At 35.9% G+C, this 14628-nt stretch carries 25 protein-coding genes, 1 pseudogene and 1 riboswitch; of the genes and pseudogenes, 5 read left to right on the forward strand and 21 right to left on the reverse strand.

The window, feature by feature from the left end:
• Positions 1–47: 47 nt before the first annotated feature.
• Complete coding sequence (locus LZP85_RS11250; protein ID WP_224840292.1) at positions 48–809, reverse strand: GTP pyrophosphokinase; 762 nt, start codon at positions 807–809, stop codon at positions 48–50.
• 305 nt (positions 810–1114) lie between these two features.
• Here LZP85_RS11250 and LZP85_RS11255 point away from each other — a divergent pair, with 305 nt between their 5' ends.
• Positions 1115–1744 (forward strand): YitT family protein, encoded by a 630-nt coding sequence (locus tag LZP85_RS11255; RefSeq protein ID WP_078989551.1) that lies wholly within the window; start codon positions 1115–1117, stop codon positions 1742–1744.
• 44 nt (positions 1745–1788) lie between these two features.
• Here LZP85_RS11255 and LZP85_RS11260 read toward each other — a convergent pair.
• Positions 1789–1983: pseudogene (locus tag LZP85_RS11260) on the reverse strand (NADP-dependent oxidoreductase); the annotation flags it as partial.
• Positions 1961–2113, reverse strand: a complete 153-nt coding sequence (locus LZP85_RS11265; protein ID WP_119542930.1) for a hypothetical protein — start codon at positions 2111–2113, stop codon at positions 1961–1963. The pseudogene LZP85_RS11260 and the gene LZP85_RS11265, both read right to left, overlap by 23 nt.
• 133 nt (positions 2114–2246) lie before the next feature.
• On the opposite strand from LZP85_RS11265, the gene LZP85_RS11270 reads away from it, so the two are divergent.
• Positions 2247–2474: a hypothetical protein gene (locus LZP85_RS11270; RefSeq protein WP_062686657.1), complete on the forward strand. Its 228-nt coding sequence runs from the start codon at positions 2247–2249 to the stop codon at positions 2472–2474.
• A gap of 1 nt (position 2475) precedes the next feature.
• On the opposite strand, the gene LZP85_RS11275 is transcribed toward LZP85_RS11270, so the two are convergent.
• Both LZP85_RS11275 and LZP85_RS11280 read right to left on the reverse strand, forming a co-directional pair.
• The gene (locus tag LZP85_RS11275) at positions 2476–2706 is read right to left on the reverse strand and encodes a hypothetical protein (RefSeq protein ID WP_224840294.1); all 231 of its coding nucleotides are present in this window, start codon (positions 2704–2706) and stop codon (positions 2476–2478) included.
• 23 nt (positions 2707–2729) lie between these two features.
• The gene (locus tag LZP85_RS11280) at positions 2730–2909 is read right to left on the reverse strand and encodes a hypothetical protein (protein WP_224840296.1); all 180 of its coding nucleotides are present in this window, start codon (positions 2907–2909) and stop codon (positions 2730–2732) included.
• A 203-nt stretch (positions 2910–3112) separates the two neighbouring features.
• On the opposite strand from LZP85_RS11280, the gene LZP85_RS11285 reads away from it, so the two are divergent.
• Positions 3113–3589 carry a GyrI-like domain-containing protein gene (locus tag LZP85_RS11285; protein WP_025909936.1) on the forward strand — a complete coding sequence of 159 codons (477 nt, stop codon included), beginning with the start codon at positions 3113–3115 and terminating at the stop codon, positions 3587–3589.
• A gap of 24 nt (positions 3590–3613) precedes the next feature.
• On the opposite strand, the gene LZP85_RS11290 is transcribed toward LZP85_RS11285, so the two are convergent.
• The 4 genes from LZP85_RS11290 to LZP85_RS11305 all read right to left on the reverse strand — a co-directional run bounded on the left by LZP85_RS11290 (position 3614) and on the right by LZP85_RS11305 (position 5715).
• Positions 3614–4249, reverse strand: a complete 636-nt coding sequence (locus LZP85_RS11290) for a FusB/FusC family EF-G-binding protein (RefSeq protein ID WP_226638955.1) — start codon at positions 4247–4249, stop codon at positions 3614–3616.
• Between the two features lie 127 nt (positions 4250–4376).
• Positions 4377–4634, reverse strand: coding sequence for a CD3324 family protein (locus LZP85_RS11295; RefSeq protein ID WP_025909934.1), 258 nt, complete (start codon positions 4632–4634; stop codon positions 4377–4379).
• A 333-nt stretch (positions 4635–4967) separates the two neighbouring features.
• The gene (locus tag LZP85_RS11300; protein WP_076512444.1) at positions 4968–5447 is read right to left on the reverse strand and encodes a hypothetical protein; all 480 of its coding nucleotides are present in this window, start codon (positions 5445–5447) and stop codon (positions 4968–4970) included.
• A gap of 112 nt (positions 5448–5559) precedes the next feature.
• Positions 5560–5715, reverse strand: a complete 156-nt coding sequence (locus LZP85_RS11305) for a YvrJ family protein (protein WP_025909932.1) — start codon at positions 5713–5715, stop codon at positions 5560–5562.
• 153 nt (positions 5716–5868) lie between these two features.
• On the opposite strand from LZP85_RS11305, the gene LZP85_RS11310 reads away from it, so the two are divergent.
• Positions 5869–6351 carry a DUF2798 domain-containing protein gene (locus LZP85_RS11310; protein ID WP_206782581.1) on the forward strand — a complete coding sequence of 161 codons (483 nt, stop codon included), beginning with the start codon at positions 5869–5871 and terminating at the stop codon, positions 6349–6351.
• 98 nt (positions 6352–6449) lie between these two features.
• On the opposite strand, the gene LZP85_RS11315 is transcribed toward LZP85_RS11310, so the two are convergent.
• The 6 genes from LZP85_RS11315 to LZP85_RS11340 form a co-directional block, all read right to left on the reverse strand.
• Positions 6450–6851, reverse strand: a complete 402-nt coding sequence (locus tag LZP85_RS11315) for a disulfide oxidoreductase (RefSeq protein WP_061785581.1) — start codon at positions 6849–6851, stop codon at positions 6450–6452.
• Positions 6848–7564 (reverse strand): DsbA family protein, encoded by a 717-nt coding sequence (locus tag LZP85_RS11320; protein ID WP_119542927.1) that lies wholly within the window; start codon positions 7562–7564, stop codon positions 6848–6850. The genes LZP85_RS11315 and LZP85_RS11320 overlap by 4 nt, the downstream gene beginning before the upstream one ends.
• Before the next feature lie 64 nt (positions 7565–7628).
• Complete coding sequence (locus LZP85_RS11325) at positions 7629–8450, reverse strand: M56 family metallopeptidase (protein WP_119542926.1); 822 nt, start codon at positions 8448–8450, stop codon at positions 7629–7631.
• Positions 8447–8866 carry a BlaI/MecI/CopY family transcriptional regulator gene (locus LZP85_RS11330; RefSeq protein WP_025909927.1) on the reverse strand — a complete coding sequence of 140 codons (420 nt, stop codon included), beginning with the start codon at positions 8864–8866 and terminating at the stop codon, positions 8447–8449. Before LZP85_RS11330 ends, LZP85_RS11325 begins: the two co-directional genes overlap by 4 nt.
• Before the next feature lie 64 nt (positions 8867–8930).
• Positions 8931–9143 (reverse strand): DUF2922 domain-containing protein, encoded by a 213-nt coding sequence (locus LZP85_RS11335; RefSeq protein ID WP_025909926.1) that lies wholly within the window; start codon positions 9141–9143, stop codon positions 8931–8933.
• Positions 9144–9159: 16 nt separating this feature from the next.
• Positions 9160–9381, reverse strand: coding sequence for a DUF1659 domain-containing protein (locus tag LZP85_RS11340; RefSeq protein WP_119542925.1), 222 nt, complete (start codon positions 9379–9381; stop codon positions 9160–9162).
• Positions 9382–9501: 120 nt separating this feature from the next.
• Between LZP85_RS11340 and LZP85_RS11345 the strand changes: the two genes are divergently transcribed.
• Positions 9502–9951 carry a hypothetical protein gene (locus LZP85_RS11345; RefSeq protein WP_119542924.1) on the forward strand — a complete coding sequence of 150 codons (450 nt, stop codon included), beginning with the start codon at positions 9502–9504 and terminating at the stop codon, positions 9949–9951.
• 59 nt (positions 9952–10010) lie between these two features.
• Here LZP85_RS11345 and LZP85_RS11350 read toward each other — a convergent pair whose 3' ends face one another.
• From LZP85_RS11350 to LZP85_RS11375, 6 genes are all read right to left on the reverse strand, one after another.
• Entirely contained in the window at positions 10011–10961 is a 951-nt protein-coding gene (locus tag LZP85_RS11350; RefSeq protein ID WP_078989544.1) for an L-lactate dehydrogenase, read from the reverse strand.
• An 18-nt stretch (positions 10962–10979) separates the two neighbouring features.
• Positions 10980–11645 (reverse strand): methionine ABC transporter permease, encoded by a 666-nt coding sequence (locus LZP85_RS11355; RefSeq protein ID WP_025909921.1) that lies wholly within the window; start codon positions 11643–11645, stop codon positions 10980–10982.
• 1 nt (position 11646) lies between these two features.
• Positions 11647–12660 carry a methionine ABC transporter ATP-binding protein gene (locus tag LZP85_RS11360; protein ID WP_035320727.1) on the reverse strand — a complete coding sequence of 338 codons (1014 nt, stop codon included), beginning with the start codon at positions 12658–12660 and terminating at the stop codon, positions 11647–11649.
• A gap of 12 nt (positions 12661–12672) precedes the next feature.
• Entirely contained in the window at positions 12673–13491 is an 819-nt protein-coding gene (locus LZP85_RS11365) for a MetQ/NlpA family ABC transporter substrate-binding protein (protein WP_025909920.1), read from the reverse strand.
• 83 nt (positions 13492–13574) lie between these two features.
• Positions 13575–13688, reverse strand: a riboswitch (SAM riboswitch).
• A 158-nt stretch (positions 13689–13846) separates the two neighbouring features.
• Positions 13847–13966: a YjcZ family sporulation protein gene (locus tag LZP85_RS11370; RefSeq protein ID WP_226638958.1), complete on the reverse strand. Its 120-nt coding sequence runs from the start codon at positions 13964–13966 to the stop codon at positions 13847–13849.
• Between the two features lie 85 nt (positions 13967–14051).
• Positions 14052–14516, reverse strand: coding sequence for a GNAT family N-acetyltransferase (locus tag LZP85_RS11375; RefSeq protein WP_076512450.1), 465 nt, complete (start codon positions 14514–14516; stop codon positions 14052–14054).
• Between the last annotated feature and the right edge of the window lie 112 nt (positions 14517–14628).

Consider the following 14628-nt stretch of genomic DNA (forward strand, 5'->3'; position numbering starts at 1 on the left):
TCAAAAAATGAGGAACTCTCAATCGTTCAGGTTTATCATTGACTGAATTACTTATGTCCCAGCCTCTTTTTATCGTTTGTTACAAGCTTTAATAATTCATCGGGTAAAGGAAACTTCACGTGATTAATCTCAAACTCATTTGCTTCTTCTTGTTCATCGTCTACAAGCTTTAAGTAATTGATTTCTTCATGAAGCTTTTCCATTTTGCGATCTAATTCGGCTGCTGTAACCGCCGCTTCCTTTAATTCATCTATCAACTGCTTTGGAACCTTTTTATTATATTTATAGTAAATTTTATGTTCAAGGCTGGCCCAGAAGTCCATAGCAATGGATCGGATTTGAAGCTCGATAAACACATTTTCTTGCCTATCAGACATAAAGACCGGGATCTCAATAATAAGATGTAAGCTTTGATATCCATTTGATTTTGGATTTTCTATGTAATCTTTACATTCAACAATTTTAATATCTTTTTGACTTTGAATCATATCGCGAAGCTTATATATATCAGAGATAAAGGAACAAGTGACTCGGATGCCTGCAATATCTTTTAAATTTCCTTTAATCCAATCTAAAGATAACTCTCCGTTCTTTCGATACACTTTTTTTAGAATACTTTCAGGCGATTTTAAACGCGTTTTAATATGTTCAATGGGATTGTAGTCATGTACATATTCAAATTCTTGTTTTAATACATTGATTTTCGTGCTCATTTCATCTAAAGCAAACTTATAAGCCATCATAAATCTTGTTAATGTTTGCTTCATTGCCTTTAATTGTTTTACATCAACGGAATGATTCATCTTCATGCTGCCTCTTTTCTTTTTTTTGGCTAATCTACTACGCTTTTATTTTACCAACTAAGAAACGCTCTTCACAAATTTCTGCTCGCCTTTTCCACTTTCTAAATATACATTTTATATTCATTTTAAAACTACAGAAATAAACAGAAAAGTTAAACTAATTTAAATTATCTTACTTTTTTTAATTGTGTTAGATTCTCTTACAATTATAGATACAAAGAATTTTTTTTGTAGTACAATAGGATTTGTGATATCAGAAAACGAGAATTTATATACAAAAAAATTAATTCATATACAAAGGGGTATTAAAAATGAACAGGGTGAAACAATGGATATGGATTACAATTGGATGCCTTTTCGTAGCAACTGGCATTCAATTTTTAACTGCTTCAAGCCTGGTTATCGGCGGGACAGCAGGATTAGGGATTGTACTTGAACAATTAAGCAACATTTCATTTGGCATGCTTTTCTTTATTATTAACCTACCGTTTTATTTCATGGCTATTACTCAAATTGGCTTGCAGTTTACAATTCGAAGCTTCATAAGCGTTAGCTTAATGTCTATTATGTCAGATGTTCTTGTAGGAATGCTTCCCTTGCAACTGCCTCATCCACTGCTTTCTGCAATTACAGCAGGCATCATCATTGGGATTGGGCTTATTATCTTATTTCGAAACGGCTCTTCACTCGGTGGCATTAATATGCTTTGCGTTTTTTTAGACAAAAGGTTTGGAGTGAATCCTGGAAAAACGATGCTTATTACAGATCTTTTCATTGTTGGGTCAGCAACTGCCGTATTTGGGGTCATTCAAGTGCTTTATTCTCTGTTAGCAATTTTTATTATGACAGGATTACTTGGTCGTTACCATAAACGCTCGGCTATTGAGCGTAACCACAAGCAAGAAAATACAGAGGAACAGCAAACCGTATCTGTTCTTTAAAGAAAACCCAGCTTTTATAAAGCTGGGTTTTTTAATATAAGCTTTTACTCGGCTACTTTTACAAGCTGCTTTCCTAGGTTTGCGCCACTGAATAAGCCTAAAAATGCTTCAGGAACATTTTCAAATCCTTCTACAACATTTTCACGGTATTTAATCTTTCCTTGCTGCACCCATTCACCTAATTGTTTAATCTCCTCTTGAAAGCGTTCTGCATAATCAGCCACAATGAATCCTTTCATTCGACAAATAAAGGGTTTGAACAACTACCTCTCCTTCTTTTGCTTCTGGCATTGCAATTTTTTCAAATCGAAATGTGTCTGTCTCTGGCATTCCAGCTGGTCTTTTGGCAAAGATAATTTGTTCATTCATTTGTCTCGGTCCTTTTCACTCTAATTCTTTTTTAAAATATGCTAAAATAACCTTGCTCCTCTTAATTGTAAAGAGGGTGCAAGCTATACCGCAAAGAATATGCTATACATATGCACAAAGGAGAAACAATTTCATGGAACTTATTCGTTGTAAACAAGACGTGGTTAAAAAACTAAATGATTATGTAGAAGTACACCCTCCGGTTATTTTGTTTAAAGAAGGCCATTTTTACTCTATTAAAATGGACATTAATTATAACTGGTTAGCACTAGATGAGGAAGGAAAAGAGCATATCCTTGCTTCTAATACGCGTAACATCCAAGACGATTATTGGTTTAGTTATCACTTTGAGCTTTGCTAAGCTACGAGATAACGTTTAGGCTTCTTGTCTTAGTCTGGATGCTCACGCCGCTTGTTGACCGAGTAAAGAACCGAAGCGTCACCGTATACGTATTGGTTTCTTGCACAGCATTTTGATCTACCCACAAAAAAGGGATGGTATTATTTTGGATAAACCCTAGCGTTAGTACCGCAGCTGCTCCTTGACGTAAGTTTTGGCTCATTAGCTGTTGACTATTCCGATACAAGCGCATCGTCACACCATATTCATAGCTTGTTAGTCCAAGTGGGATATTTGCTTCCCCCCTACAATTCCATCAATCTTTTTTTGCTGCTGAGCAATGTTTGTAGGTAAATCTAGCGTTAAAATTGTTGTTTCACTGTTAAATAGAATTGATAAAGAGCTCGTAGTTTGAGTAGAAGACATTTGAATTCGGCTTTTAAATAAACCTATCATGGCGGTCACCCCTTTACATTCAATTCGTCAATGAAGAAGAGATATTATTGAATATATAAGAGAGGCCATTATGTCCTATACGTAATTCTTACATTTTATGTAAAAATAAAGGATTGCATCTTTTTTTAGCTATTTTCCATTGTCTCATTGTATGTTAAAATCACGATAAGCTTCACTTTATCCCATTACATACGAGGTGGATTATGCAAGGTCAAATCGTTTATAAAGAAGGATTTTCAGTAGTTGGTGTTGCTCAAAAAAGGTCTAAGCTCAATAAAAGAGACGAGGACATAGTAAAGGCTCTTTGGGAGCAAATGGAACAGAATTATAGTACCATTCCTCATCGAAAGCATGATCATATCATGACAGGGATTTGTCTCCCTCCATTTGAAAATGACTACTTTTATATCACTGGTGTAGAAGTAAACGATCCAACCACCATCCCCAAAGGAATGAATGTTCACACGTTTCCCGCTTATACATATATACAATATGAGCACAAAGGTACGTTTGAAAGTCTTCATAAAACTTACGAGATGATTCAAAAAAATTGGCTTTCCAAATCTGGACATCAAGCAATTCCTGGCCCTACATTAGAAATTGTTGATACCTCTACACACTTTAACGTAGATAACGATATTGTAATAAAGATTCACATTCCGATAAAGATTGGTCAGTAAAAAGCGAGGAGCAAGTCCTCGCTTTTAATATAACCACTCAATAAATTCAGTTAGCTTGCTTCGATCTGTTAGATGATCATTACACCATTCACTATTTTGGCAAATATAGTTTCCACGCTTTATAAACGTACCGTCTGAACTTGCTTTTTTCTGGTTCATAAATAGCCCTACGTCCGAAATACGATGACAAATTGTACATACTCCTTTATCTTGAATACGGTTAAATTCACCTGCAACGCCAATTAACTTTCCGTGATGCTCTACGATAATGTACTTTTTACTGGCACCGTAATCATTCCACCCAATATACGAGCAGTGAAGCGTTTCTTCTTTAATGTTAGCCGGTACCTTTAATTTTTTCACCTTTTTAAATAACTTTTTAATTCCGGCTTCGCTTATTTGTGGAAAAGGAATGATAACCGATTCTAAGCTATTCAAAAACACCTCGGCTTCCTTGCTGTCTGACAGCATTGAAATAGGTGACAAAATATCTTTTTGCAACGGTGTTAGCTCTTCAAATTGATTAAATACTCGTTCAGCAGCCAAGGCTTTAATAGCACTTGTTACATCGTGGCTATTAGATTTCGCATAACTGTCAGAGATTAACTTCACTTGCTCTCGTATAAGATTGTATTGATGATGATTAATAAATGCTTCCATATTAAATCAAGCCTTTCTTTTATTCTACTTCTTATTATATGCTCAGGAAATTTTGCTAACATGGCAAAAACAGTTCTAAAAAAAGATATACATAAAGGCACCCATCTTTTGATGAGTGCCTTTATAATTACTTTTTATAAACAATTTTTTTAATTGTTTCAACAGCTAAAAAGTATTGTTCTGCTAGTTCATATATTGTTCGGCCTTCTTGAAAAGCTTTTTTAATGTCACAGTTTCGCTTTTTCGTCCATTCTCGGGTACCCGAGCACGCGCCCCATTCTTTTCGGGTTGTACTTGGCACGTAAATAGTTTCTCCTTGGACATATTTCTGAAGTTCTTTAACTAGCTCAGTAGGTAAAACAGTCGTTGCGTTCACATATTTCATTTCTGCTCGCTCCTTATTCTTTACTATAAATAAGGTGGCAAAGCCTATTAAATGAAGTGAACTAAGCAATGGGCGACTTAATCAAGCGTTTATCCCCATGCAAAGTATCGCCTTTCCATTTGTAGGCTTTGCATGAGTACGAACAGAAGCAGGTAAACAGCTGTTTACCATTCTCGATCACCTCCCAAAACGAGATATTCACCTAATTATACCATTTTTCATCCATACTCATGAAAAAAACCGAGAAAATATTCTCAGCTTTCCTTCATCTCTCTGTCTTTAATATATAATTAATTAATTATTTTATGTTCAACTACAAGCTATTTTTCAAGCTTAGTTACGGTTCTTAAATTGTAAAAAGTCTCGATAAAGAGTGAATCGAAAGTGCGGATAGCGTTCTTTATGCTCACGATATCCATAAGGAAGCATTAACGCAAACTTCCCTTTTTCAATTCCCATTAAAAATTTGCTAGAGTCGAGGGAATATTCACGAACAACCCAGCGAGCTTTTTCAATATTTCTAACTACAACTTCCCCTAAATAAACGCCTAGACAACGTTCAAATTCTTCTTTAGTCAGATTAAAAAATGAAAAAGACTGCTGATCTTCTACATCATAATATAGAAGTTCAATTATCTTTAAACTGTCTGGTGAAAAGTCAAATTCAAATTCATCAACTAACTTGCTAATTTCTTTTAACTTTTGTAAGCATTGCCCTCTCATTTCATGGTAATAATAGCTTGCTTCAAATTGATTTTCACATACTATTAAATCTGCTCCATAGCTTGTTGCGATGTCAGGGTACATGTTCATTACTTGAATCCCTCCACTTTTTATCTTAACAGCTAGAACAAGTATAACATGCTCATAAATGCAAAAAGCTCTTTTCCTTTATTTTACTAACACATGGATATTTCTCCACTTTTCAAGTTGATTCATTTTCCCGTTGTTCTAACTCGTAAGGTAATTTTTGAATCGACGTTACAACCATATCAAGCTTCGCTTCAATCCGATGCAGCAAATATAAAGTCACTACAATTGGAAAGCCAACATCTGAAACGAAAGAAAGCCAATCCGTCATTTTTCTTCTCCTCCTTTAATGCTCTATCGCTTTATATATAGGCTTTTTACTTTTCAAAAGGGACGAAAAACAAAAAAGTTCACATAATGTTCACTTACGAAGCGTTTTTTAAATCTCTATACTTAACAAAGAATTCAAAAGGAGGATTACGATATGCCAACAACAAAAAAACAGGAATTTTATTTTGGAATGATGATGTGCTTAGGCATGGTATTCGTTATGACAACGTATAACTTCATGCTTAATGGAATGTTCAACGTACTAACACCGCTGCAAATGGTAAAAGAAATGATAATGGTCTTCATTATTGCTCTTGCACTTGAATTAGTAATAGTAGGGCCTATAGCTCACAAAGTTGTCTTTTCACTACCTTTTAAGAAAGAGAAGAAGCTTTATATGATCTTAACTTTATCTACGTGTATGGTGATAGGAATGGTGTTTTTCATGTCAATCTATGGACTTATTCATGCATCTATAGCTGGCTCTTTGACAAACCAACATGTACTAATTAGTTTCTTTACAATTTTTGCAAAAAACATAATTGTCGCCTACCCAACACAGATTCTTATTATAGGGCCAGCTGTTCGATTTCTCTTTTCAAAATTTATTTCGATAAAACAAGCTCCTTCTTTATAAGAACATCATTTTTAGTTGATGCAATATGTGTTTATTTAGAACATAGTTTATTCAAAAATAACAGAAGGACTCCAAGTTTTTAGCTTAGAGTCCTTCTGTTATTTTTGTCTTTTTAACATTACCATTAAGAATGTAATCATTGTAAACGCAATGAATGCTAAAAATGGAATTGTGATAAAGCCAAGCCAGTTAATGTACTGACCCGAGCAAGGTATACCGCTTGTACATGTTTCAAACGCTTGTAATGCAGGTATTTTTTGTAATGCATAGTGATAGCCCGATACAAGCATACCTACGACTGAGAACGGCAGTACGTATTTATAAATTCTGTCATTCTGTTCATACACAGCTATGCCTAAAATGATCACGAGCGGATACATTAGAATTCGCTGATACCAACAAAATGTGCATGGAATAAAATTAAACAATTCACTAAAAGATAAGCTGCCCAGAGTTGCAACAATTGTAACAATCCAGCTCCCTACTAATGTTTTCTTCATTCTTGTCCCTTCTTCTCAGCTGCTTCTTTAACCATCTTATCAAAGTCTTCAGCAGTTGATCCTTCAAATGGCTTTCCATCTACAAAAAGAGCCGGTGTTCCAGAAACATTTAGTTTCTTGGCATAAGACATGTCTTGGCGGAACGCTTCTTTAAACTCTTCGTTTTCATAAGCTTTCACTACTTTTTGCACATCTTCCTCATTGGCTATTTCGCCGAGGGTATCTTGTAAAAATTGGTCTGTAAAAATATCCTGTGTTTCAGCACCGGCTGAATCAGGTTGTTTCTCATAAAGCAGCTTATGGAACTTCCAAAATGTATCATTTCCTAGCTCTTTGTAAACCGTTTCAGCAAACTGAGCCGAGCGAGTTGAATCTACGTTAATAAAAGCATAGTTCATAAAGTAAAACTTCACTTTGCCTGTTTGAATGTAATCTTGGTCAATCAATTGAAAAAATGTATTGTTGAACTCTTTACAATGAGGACATTTATAATCACCAAATTCAATCACTTCAACTGGTGCATCCTCTTCGCCCAAGAACGGTTGATTTTCATAGCTGATATCAGCTTGTTCGCTACCTTTATTGATATTACCAAAGATAATAAACGCTAAAACAACCACGCTCACAATTCCAATTGTCCAAAACAACCATTTAGAATTTGTAGACTGCTTTTTTTGAACTCCTGTTTTTCCTTTTTTCTTTGACTTTGCCATTTTGTTTGCTGCAACTTAAATAGAAGCAGCTTTCACCTCTCCCTCAATATGTTTTATTCGTTCCTTAATAAGCAAATACTGACCAAAGCAGCACAAACACAGCCACTGACTTTACCATCATAAGTTTTGGAATATTCCATGTGACGGTCATCTTTGGATTTACCAAACACTTTATGCGATAATTGACTGCTGTCTCGGCAAAAGGCGCATATGCATAAGAAGTTTGCTGCTTTTGGTACTTAATCAGTTTTAAAAGCGCACTTCCAATTGGAAGTGTCGAGTCTAGCGAATCAATCGCAGCACGGTCAGCTAACAGTTCACTTATTAATTTGTAACGTTCATTGCTCCACTTCAGCACAGGAAGATACCACAGTGCAGATGCACACAATGATAACAGAAAAATTTTCAGTGGGTCTTTATTACGCCCATGAAATTGCTCATGATATAACACTGCTTCAAGTTCTTTTTCATTTAACAGATTAACTAAATTTGTTGAAACAACAATTTGAGGCTTCACAAATCCTTTCGTTAAAGCAAATGGACGGGTAGAATTAACAACAACGATCCCTTGATAAATATCTTCATCCTTGCCTATGTAACGAGTTAAGCTTGATACTTTACTGACTTTAATTTGATGATAAAATTGGTACAAAAGCCAAAACTGTCTAGTTAGCTTCCAGAAAACAAGCAAGAGGGTATAAACCACAAACCCATATAAAACATACTGTGCCCACTTCCAACCAATATGTTCTACAGCGTGATAGCATAGAGTAAACACATTTAAATGATGATGTGGGTCTATGAGATAAACCGTCATTTGTACAAGCAGGCTAATGGCTACTAGTATGGATGCGTAAAAAAGAACAACAGATTGCTTTTTATTCATATTTCTTCGCTCGCTTTTAACTTTTTAATTTTCTGTTCTAAAAGCAGCAGCAGCTCTTCATCTGCTTCTTCTACTGCATCTAACATATGACTCACAGCCAAGAGTCCAAATTCATCAATTAATTCAGACGTTAATTCCTTAGATTGCCCTTCTAAAAATTCCTGCTGTGACAGCACAGGTTGATAAACGGAAACTCTCCCTTTTACATACTTGTCCAACAGCCCTTTTTCTACAAGACGATTCATAACGGTCATAACCGTATTGAAGTTGACTATCTTATCTTTTTCAAGAGCAATTTGAACATCTTTAATTGTCATTTGTTTTCCATGCCATATACATTCCATTACCTTTGCTTCTAGAGGTCCAAAAAAACGATTCAAGCCACTTTCTTTAAACTTAAACTGTTGAATCTTCATAAAAAAACCACCTCACACTACTCATTGTAGTGCGGAGGTGGTTTTTGGTCAAGGCAAACCATGTTTAGATTTCAAATTCCGTTACGTTACGCTCAATGATTTGTGCACCCTTTTTTGATGTAAGTGTTCCACCATTTGATGTGAACACATTGCTTGCTAAAATCTGATCCATAGCTGCGCTGATTTCAGAAGCTTCAAGCCCTTCTTTCGGCTGCTCAATTGAAATACCCACTGTTTTTTGTTCTAAGTTCAAAAACTGCATTGTTAATGTTTTCATTTAGCTCCCCCCTTTATTATTCACTTACAAGCGTATATGTTACGACTTCTGCGACTTCAACAAGTGGAAGTAACTGTAGACTCGCAATGGCTTCACTTACTGTTAGCAACGCATCAGGTGAAGAAGCTATTGCAATATTTGGGTATAGTTTGGATTTTAAAATCATCGTTCCATCCTCCTTATCACCGTTGTGAAATGTCATGCGAAGCTGGCTTTTTTCCTGAATTTTTTCTGCCATCCTTCATTCCCCCTTTCGCCTTATATATAGAAATCTAAATAGGACGGAGGGATGATAGATACAAAAAAAAATCTCCTTTATAATAAAAGAAGATTGTGATAGAGAAAGAGGATTTTAACTATGAAAAGATGGATTTCACTGCTTATTTTTTTACTCGCCTTTCCCATTGCTTCACACGTCTCAGCAAGTAACCATCACGTTGATGAACAAAAACTCGGGCCGTTTTATTACACAGTATACAATGATACATCCTCTCAAAAGTGGGACATCGGCGTATTAAACCATGAAGAAAAAACAAATATTTCTGAAACAAAGCTTAACAACGAAGGGCTACTTTTATTTAAAGAAACCATTGATGAGTTAGCAAAGCTCTCTATCCAACTTGGTATTGCTTGTATTGTGTTAATTGGGATCATGCTTTTCTTTATTTATCGGCTGTTAAAGAGAAAGCGTTTATTTTTGCGTATTTCCCTTTTAGCCTCTAGTGTTGCTTTTACCTTTTTGCTTGTTACAACCATAGAAATTTTCAAAAAGACGGAGCAGGCAAAAACCTTATTTTATTTAGTATGAGTTATGTATGTACGACAAGCTATCGTTAAAAAGCACGCTTTTCAGAAAAGCGTGCTTTTTTAGTGCTGTATTTTTTGAGAACGGATTTCAGAAATTGCTGTTTGAATAATGTTTGCTGAATATTCCAGCTTACGATGTTCTTCTAGTGATAAATGAAGAGGAATTCGTTTCTCAATTCCTCCTTTTCCAATAACAGATGGAATACTAATAGCTACGTCATGTAAGCCATACTCTCCCTGCAATATCGTAGAAACTGGAAAAACAGCTCGTTCGTTACTGACAATGGCTTTGGTTAGCTGTGCAATCGCGTTTCCAATACCAAATTCCGTATTTCCTTTCAGCCAATAGATTTCAAAACCTAGTTTGATCACTTCTTTTTCAATTTTTTCTTTATCTAAAATAGACTGCTCATGTTGGTAGTAATCTTCTAGTTTTTGTCCAAAAATTGTTGAATGTGACCATAGTGCAAACTGCGAATCGCCATGTTCACCAAGCATATACGCATGAACGTCATGTGGCTTTACCTTGAGTTCATTTGCAACAACTCGCCGAAGACGTGAACTATCTAATAAAGTTCCTGTTCCAATTACACGCTCTCTTGGCAATCCAGACAAACTCCATACATGGTATGTAATAACATCACATGGATTTGTGGCTACAACGTAACAGCCTGAGAAACCAAGCTCTTTTAGAGTTGTAACTACTTCCATAATAATAGGTGCAGTTGCTTTTAGTTCATCAAGCCGCGTTTCACCTTTTTGAGGTCTTGGACCGGCAACGCTTATAATAATCACATCTGCATCTTTAATATCGACCAATCCACCTGCATATACGTTTGTAACCCCAGACGCTGTGACAGTTGCATCCTGTAAATCAAGCGCGTCACCTTCCGCTTTTTCCTTTAAACAATCCACAAGTACCAATTCTTCTATTGCTTGCTGATTAACTAATGAAAAAGCTGTCGCTGAGCCAACATTGCCACATCCAATAATTCCAACTTTCCTTCCCATGAGCAACCTACCTCTCTCTTACCCTTCTCTTTTTAATCTCTTAGCTAGCTGGCTACCAAACGATTGAATCAACTGTACCATAATAATTAATACGAGAATAGTTGTGTACATCACTGTTGGTTCAAAGCGTAAATGCCCATATTGAAAGGCGATATCTCCAAGCCCACCAGCACCAACAAGGCCTGCCATTGCAGTAGCACCGATGAGACCAATTGTTGCAATAGTTAATCCTAAGATAATACCAGAACGCGCTTCTCTTACAACAACGTACCAAATAATTTTTGACGTTGAAATCCCCATTGATTGATATGCTTCCACTATTCCTTTATCAACTTCTAACAGCGCAGACTCCATTAATCTTGCAATATAAGGTGCGGTATAAACCACAAGGGGAACAATTACGCCTTGTACACCAATGGTTGTTCCAGCAATAAGCTTAGTAAATGGTAGAATGAAGAATAATAGAATAATAAATGGAATCGAACGAATAATGTTGATGATCCAGTTCAGAACTTGGTATAACCATCTGTTTTCTGACTGTCCACCCTGTCTAGTTACAACAAGTAAAATCCCAAGCGGTAAACCAATCAAGATGGCAATAACTAATGAGATACTTGTCATGGTTAACGTTTGAAGGAAGCCTTCCCAAATAACGTCTCCCCACTCTACAAAAAATTCAGCCATCTTATTTCCACTCCTCTACAATAACGCCTTCACTTTCTAAATATCCGATTGCTTCTTCATAAGCTTCCTTATCTCCTCTTAAATGAACAAGCAGCTTTCCAAGCGTTTCATTTTTTAACTGTTCAATTCCACCGGCTAAAATACTTGGTAATACATCAAATTTGCGTGAAACCATCGCAAGCGCCGGTTCATTGGACTTTTCACTTCCTTTAAAATAAAGTGATACAAGCTTACCAGTTTTACGATATTCTGTTTTTAAAGCTTCTGGAAGATTAAATGCAGATTCTGAACCAATAAAACGCTTAGTTGTTGGATGCTGTGGATGAGTAAATATATCCACTACTTTTCCTTCTTCTACAACTCTTCCATTTTCCATCACTGCTACGCGATCACAAATACGTTGAACAACGTTTAATTCGTGCGTAATTAGAAAAATTGTTAAGCCTAATTCTCGGTTAATTTTTAATAGTAACTCCAAGATAGCTTCCGTTGTTTCTGGATCTAAGGCACTTGTGGCCTCATCGCTTAATAAAATTTCAGGCTCATGCGCTAACGCTCGTGCAATGGCAACACGCTGCTTTTGACCGCCAGATAGCTGAGACGGGTAGTGATTAACTTTATCAGACAACCCGACAATTTCTAAATACTTCTCTGCGCGCTTTTGAATGGTTTCTTTATCAATGCCTTCTAGTTTTAGAGGAATTGCAATGTTTTCATATACAGTTGCTGTTTTTAATAAATTATAACCCTGGAAAATCATGCCGATTTTCCGGCGTGTCTTTTGAAGATCCTGCTTTGAAAGAGTCGTTAGGCTTACACCATTAATGAATACTTCTCCAGACGTTGGTTTTTCAAGTAGATTAACACAGCGAATCAGCGTACTTTTCCCCGCACCGCTATATCCAATTACTCCGAACACCTCTCCTTTTTCAATAGTCAAGGACACGTCTTTCACAGCCTCCACTTTCTTGCCGTTGACTTCATATGTTTTGGAAGTCTGCTTTAATTCAATCACGTTCACCACTCCTTAAAATGCTGGGACAACTGAGCCGTTAAACTCTTCTTCAATAAATTGACGAATTTCATCTGAATGGAAGTATTTCTCTAGCTGTTTTACAACTTCATCATCTTTATTTTCCGTACGTACAACAACGTAGTTTGGATATGGATTGTTTTCAATTTCTTCATGGAAAATGGCATCATCATTAATTGTTAAACCTGCACCCATCGCAAAGTTTGTGTTAATTGCAGCAGCTGCTACTTCACCTAATTGAGATGGAATTTGTGAAGCTTCTAGCTCAACGATTTCAAGATCCAGTTTATTTTCAGCTACGTCTTTTTTCGTTGCTTTTTCTTCAACGCCTTCTTTTAATTTAATAACTCCAGCCGCTTCAAATAGCTTTAACGCACGATATTCATTACTTGGATCATTTGGCACAGCAATTTTGTCACCTTTTTTCAGTTCTTTTATATCTTTAATGCCGTCTGCATAAATACCCATTGGAAACGCAACCGTTTTAAACGCATCCTCAATTTTATAGCCTTTATCTTTTACCTGTTGTTCTAAAAACGGTAATGTTTGATAATTATTTAAATCTAAATCACGTTCATCAAGCGCTGTGTTCGGTGTATTATAGTCGTTAAACGTTTTAATGGTAATCTCTAATCCATCTTTTTCTGCTAACTTCTTCACTTCTTCGTTAATTTGTTGATGAGGACCACCAGTTACTCCGATTGTAATTTTTTCTGTGCTCAAAGTCTTTGCTTCTTCTTTTCCGCACGCAGCCGTTACAATTAGTAGTGCTGATGCCAGTGTTAAACCTAGTACTTTTGTTGTTTTTTTCATTATGCCAATCGCTCCCTTTTCTTTTTTTCCATAAAAAAAACGCCTCTTGCAGATAAAGAGAAGCGATTTTAACCAATCCGCTTCTCTTATCTTTCAGTGTATAAAGATACACCGCAGGATTTAGCACCGTTACAGCACGATTGCTGATAGGTTGCCGGGTTTCATAGGGCCAGTCCCTCCACCACTCTCGATAAGAGTTGCTTTTTTATTCACTTTGTTATGATGGCTATTCTACAGGTAGTTTGTATATAGTGTCAATATTTTTTTAATTTTATTTTATAAAAATTTTTAGATTAGTTTTAATTTAAAGAAAAGAAGCATACAAAAGTCTCCTTTTGTATGCTTCTTTTCTTTATTAATTCCAACAAATGCATCCTACAATAACAAGAAGAATAAACAGAACTAAGATTAAGGCAAACCCACTGCCGCCTTTATTATAGCCGTATCCTCCACAATAACCGCCGTAAAAACACATAACATACACCATCCTTTCTGTCTCAGTGTATGCACGCATCATCCTTTTGCTTGTCTAAACGCCTATTTTCTAAAAATATGTACCCTTAACTCAATATTTGTCGCAGTCGAATCATATCACGACATTGAATACCATTTTCATAGATTTCTTCTTCATAGTTATGAACAAAGTGATCAATTTCAATTCCTGTAATACGAAATCCACATTTTTGATACAACGCCAACTGCTCAATACTTGAATTACCTGTTGCAATTTCTACGCTTTTATATCCATAGTGCTTTGAAAGCTTTAAAGCTTCTTCCACCAATTGCTTTCCGTATCCTTGATTTCGCATGTTTTTCTTTACTACAATATTGACAATTTCCACCGTATTCGGCCTTGTTGGTAGCAGTACAACAAGCCCCACTAACTCACCATCTGCTCTTCCTGCAATGCATGTTCCTCTCTCAATATAGCCTGAAATAACCTCTTCTGATGGATCAGCTTCCTTTAACAACTCAATATGATTCTTTGTTACTTGCAATATTTTTTCAAAACGTAAACTAGACATGATATCGCCCTTTCTTCTTACTATTTTCGTTAAGCAAACTACACCGTATTTGACTGTTTCCCTGTTATAATTAAAAGATATTACTAGAAAAGAAACAAGTCTAAAGGAGGAA

The sequence above is a fragment of the Priestia flexa genome (assembly GCF_021441905.1).
Lineage (GTDB): Bacteria > Bacillota > Bacilli > Bacillales > Bacillaceae_H > Priestia > Priestia flexa.

Excerpts from the sequence above, each read along its gene's own strand:
- LZP85_RS11250 (WP_224840292.1), bottom strand. The coding sequence starts at position 809 with ATGAAGATGAATCATTCCGTTGATGTAAAACAATTAAAGGCAATGAAG.
- LZP85_RS11255 (WP_078989551.1), top strand. The coding sequence starts at position 1,115 with ATGAACAGGGTGAAACAATGGATATGGATTACAATTGGATGCCTTTTC.
- LZP85_RS11265 (WP_119542930.1), bottom strand. The coding sequence starts at position 2,113 with ATGAATGAACAAATTATCTTTGCCAAAAGACCAGCTGGAATGCCAGAG.
- LZP85_RS11270 (WP_062686657.1), top strand. The coding sequence starts at position 2,247 with ATGGAACTTATTCGTTGTAAACAAGACGTGGTTAAAAAACTAAATGAT.
- LZP85_RS11275 (WP_224840294.1), bottom strand. The coding sequence starts at position 2,706 with ATGCGCTTGTATCGGAATAGTCAACAGCTAATGAGCCAAAACTTACGT.
- LZP85_RS11280 (WP_224840296.1), bottom strand. The coding sequence starts at position 2,909 with ATGATAGGTTTATTTAAAAGCCGAATTCAAATGTCTTCTACTCAAACT.
- LZP85_RS11285 (WP_025909936.1), top strand. The coding sequence starts at position 3,113 with ATGCAAGGTCAAATCGTTTATAAAGAAGGATTTTCAGTAGTTGGTGTT.
- LZP85_RS11290 (WP_226638955.1), bottom strand. The coding sequence starts at position 4,249 with ATGGAAGCATTTATTAATCATCATCAATACAATCTTATACGAGAGCAA.
- LZP85_RS11295 (WP_025909934.1), bottom strand. The coding sequence starts at position 4,634 with ATGAAATATGTGAACGCAACGACTGTTTTACCTACTGAGCTAGTTAAA.
- LZP85_RS11300 (WP_076512444.1), bottom strand. The coding sequence starts at position 5,447 with ATGAACATGTACCCTGACATCGCAACAAGCTATGGAGCAGATTTAATA.
- LZP85_RS11305 (WP_025909932.1), bottom strand. The coding sequence starts at position 5,715 with ATGACGGATTGGCTTTCTTTCGTTTCAGATGTTGGCTTTCCAATTGTA.
- LZP85_RS11310 (WP_206782581.1), top strand. The coding sequence starts at position 5,869 with ATGCCAACAACAAAAAAACAGGAATTTTATTTTGGAATGATGATGTGC.
- LZP85_RS11315 (WP_061785581.1), bottom strand. The coding sequence starts at position 6,851 with ATGAAGAAAACATTAGTAGGGAGCTGGATTGTTACAATTGTTGCAACT.
- LZP85_RS11320 (WP_119542927.1), bottom strand. The coding sequence starts at position 7,564 with ATGGCAAAGTCAAAGAAAAAAGGAAAAACAGGAGTTCAAAAAAAGCAG.
- LZP85_RS11325 (WP_119542926.1), bottom strand. The coding sequence starts at position 8,450 with ATGAATAAAAAGCAATCTGTTGTTCTTTTTTACGCATCCATACTAGTA.
- LZP85_RS11330 (WP_025909927.1), bottom strand. The coding sequence starts at position 8,866 with ATGAAGATTCAACAGTTTAAGTTTAAAGAAAGTGGCTTGAATCGTTTT.
- LZP85_RS11335 (WP_025909926.1), bottom strand. The coding sequence starts at position 9,143 with ATGAAAACATTAACAATGCAGTTTTTGAACTTAGAACAAAAAACAGTG.
- LZP85_RS11340 (WP_119542925.1), bottom strand. The coding sequence starts at position 9,381 with ATGGCAGAAAAAATTCAGGAAAAAAGCCAGCTTCGCATGACATTTCAC.
- LZP85_RS11345 (WP_119542924.1), top strand. The coding sequence starts at position 9,502 with ATGAAAAGATGGATTTCACTGCTTATTTTTTTACTCGCCTTTCCCATT.
- LZP85_RS11350 (WP_078989544.1), bottom strand. The coding sequence starts at position 10,961 with ATGGGAAGGAAAGTTGGAATTATTGGATGTGGCAATGTTGGCTCAGCG.
- LZP85_RS11355 (WP_025909921.1), bottom strand. The coding sequence starts at position 11,645 with ATGGCTGAATTTTTTGTAGAGTGGGGAGACGTTATTTGGGAAGGCTTC.
- LZP85_RS11365 (WP_025909920.1), bottom strand. The coding sequence starts at position 13,491 with ATGAAAAAAACAACAAAAGTACTAGGTTTAACACTGGCATCAGCACTA.
- LZP85_RS11370 (WP_226638958.1), bottom strand. The coding sequence starts at position 13,966 with ATGTGTTTTTACGGCGGTTATTGTGGAGGATACGGCTATAATAAAGGC.
- LZP85_RS11375 (WP_076512450.1), bottom strand. The coding sequence starts at position 14,516 with ATGTCTAGTTTACGTTTTGAAAAAATATTGCAAGTAACAAAGAATCAT.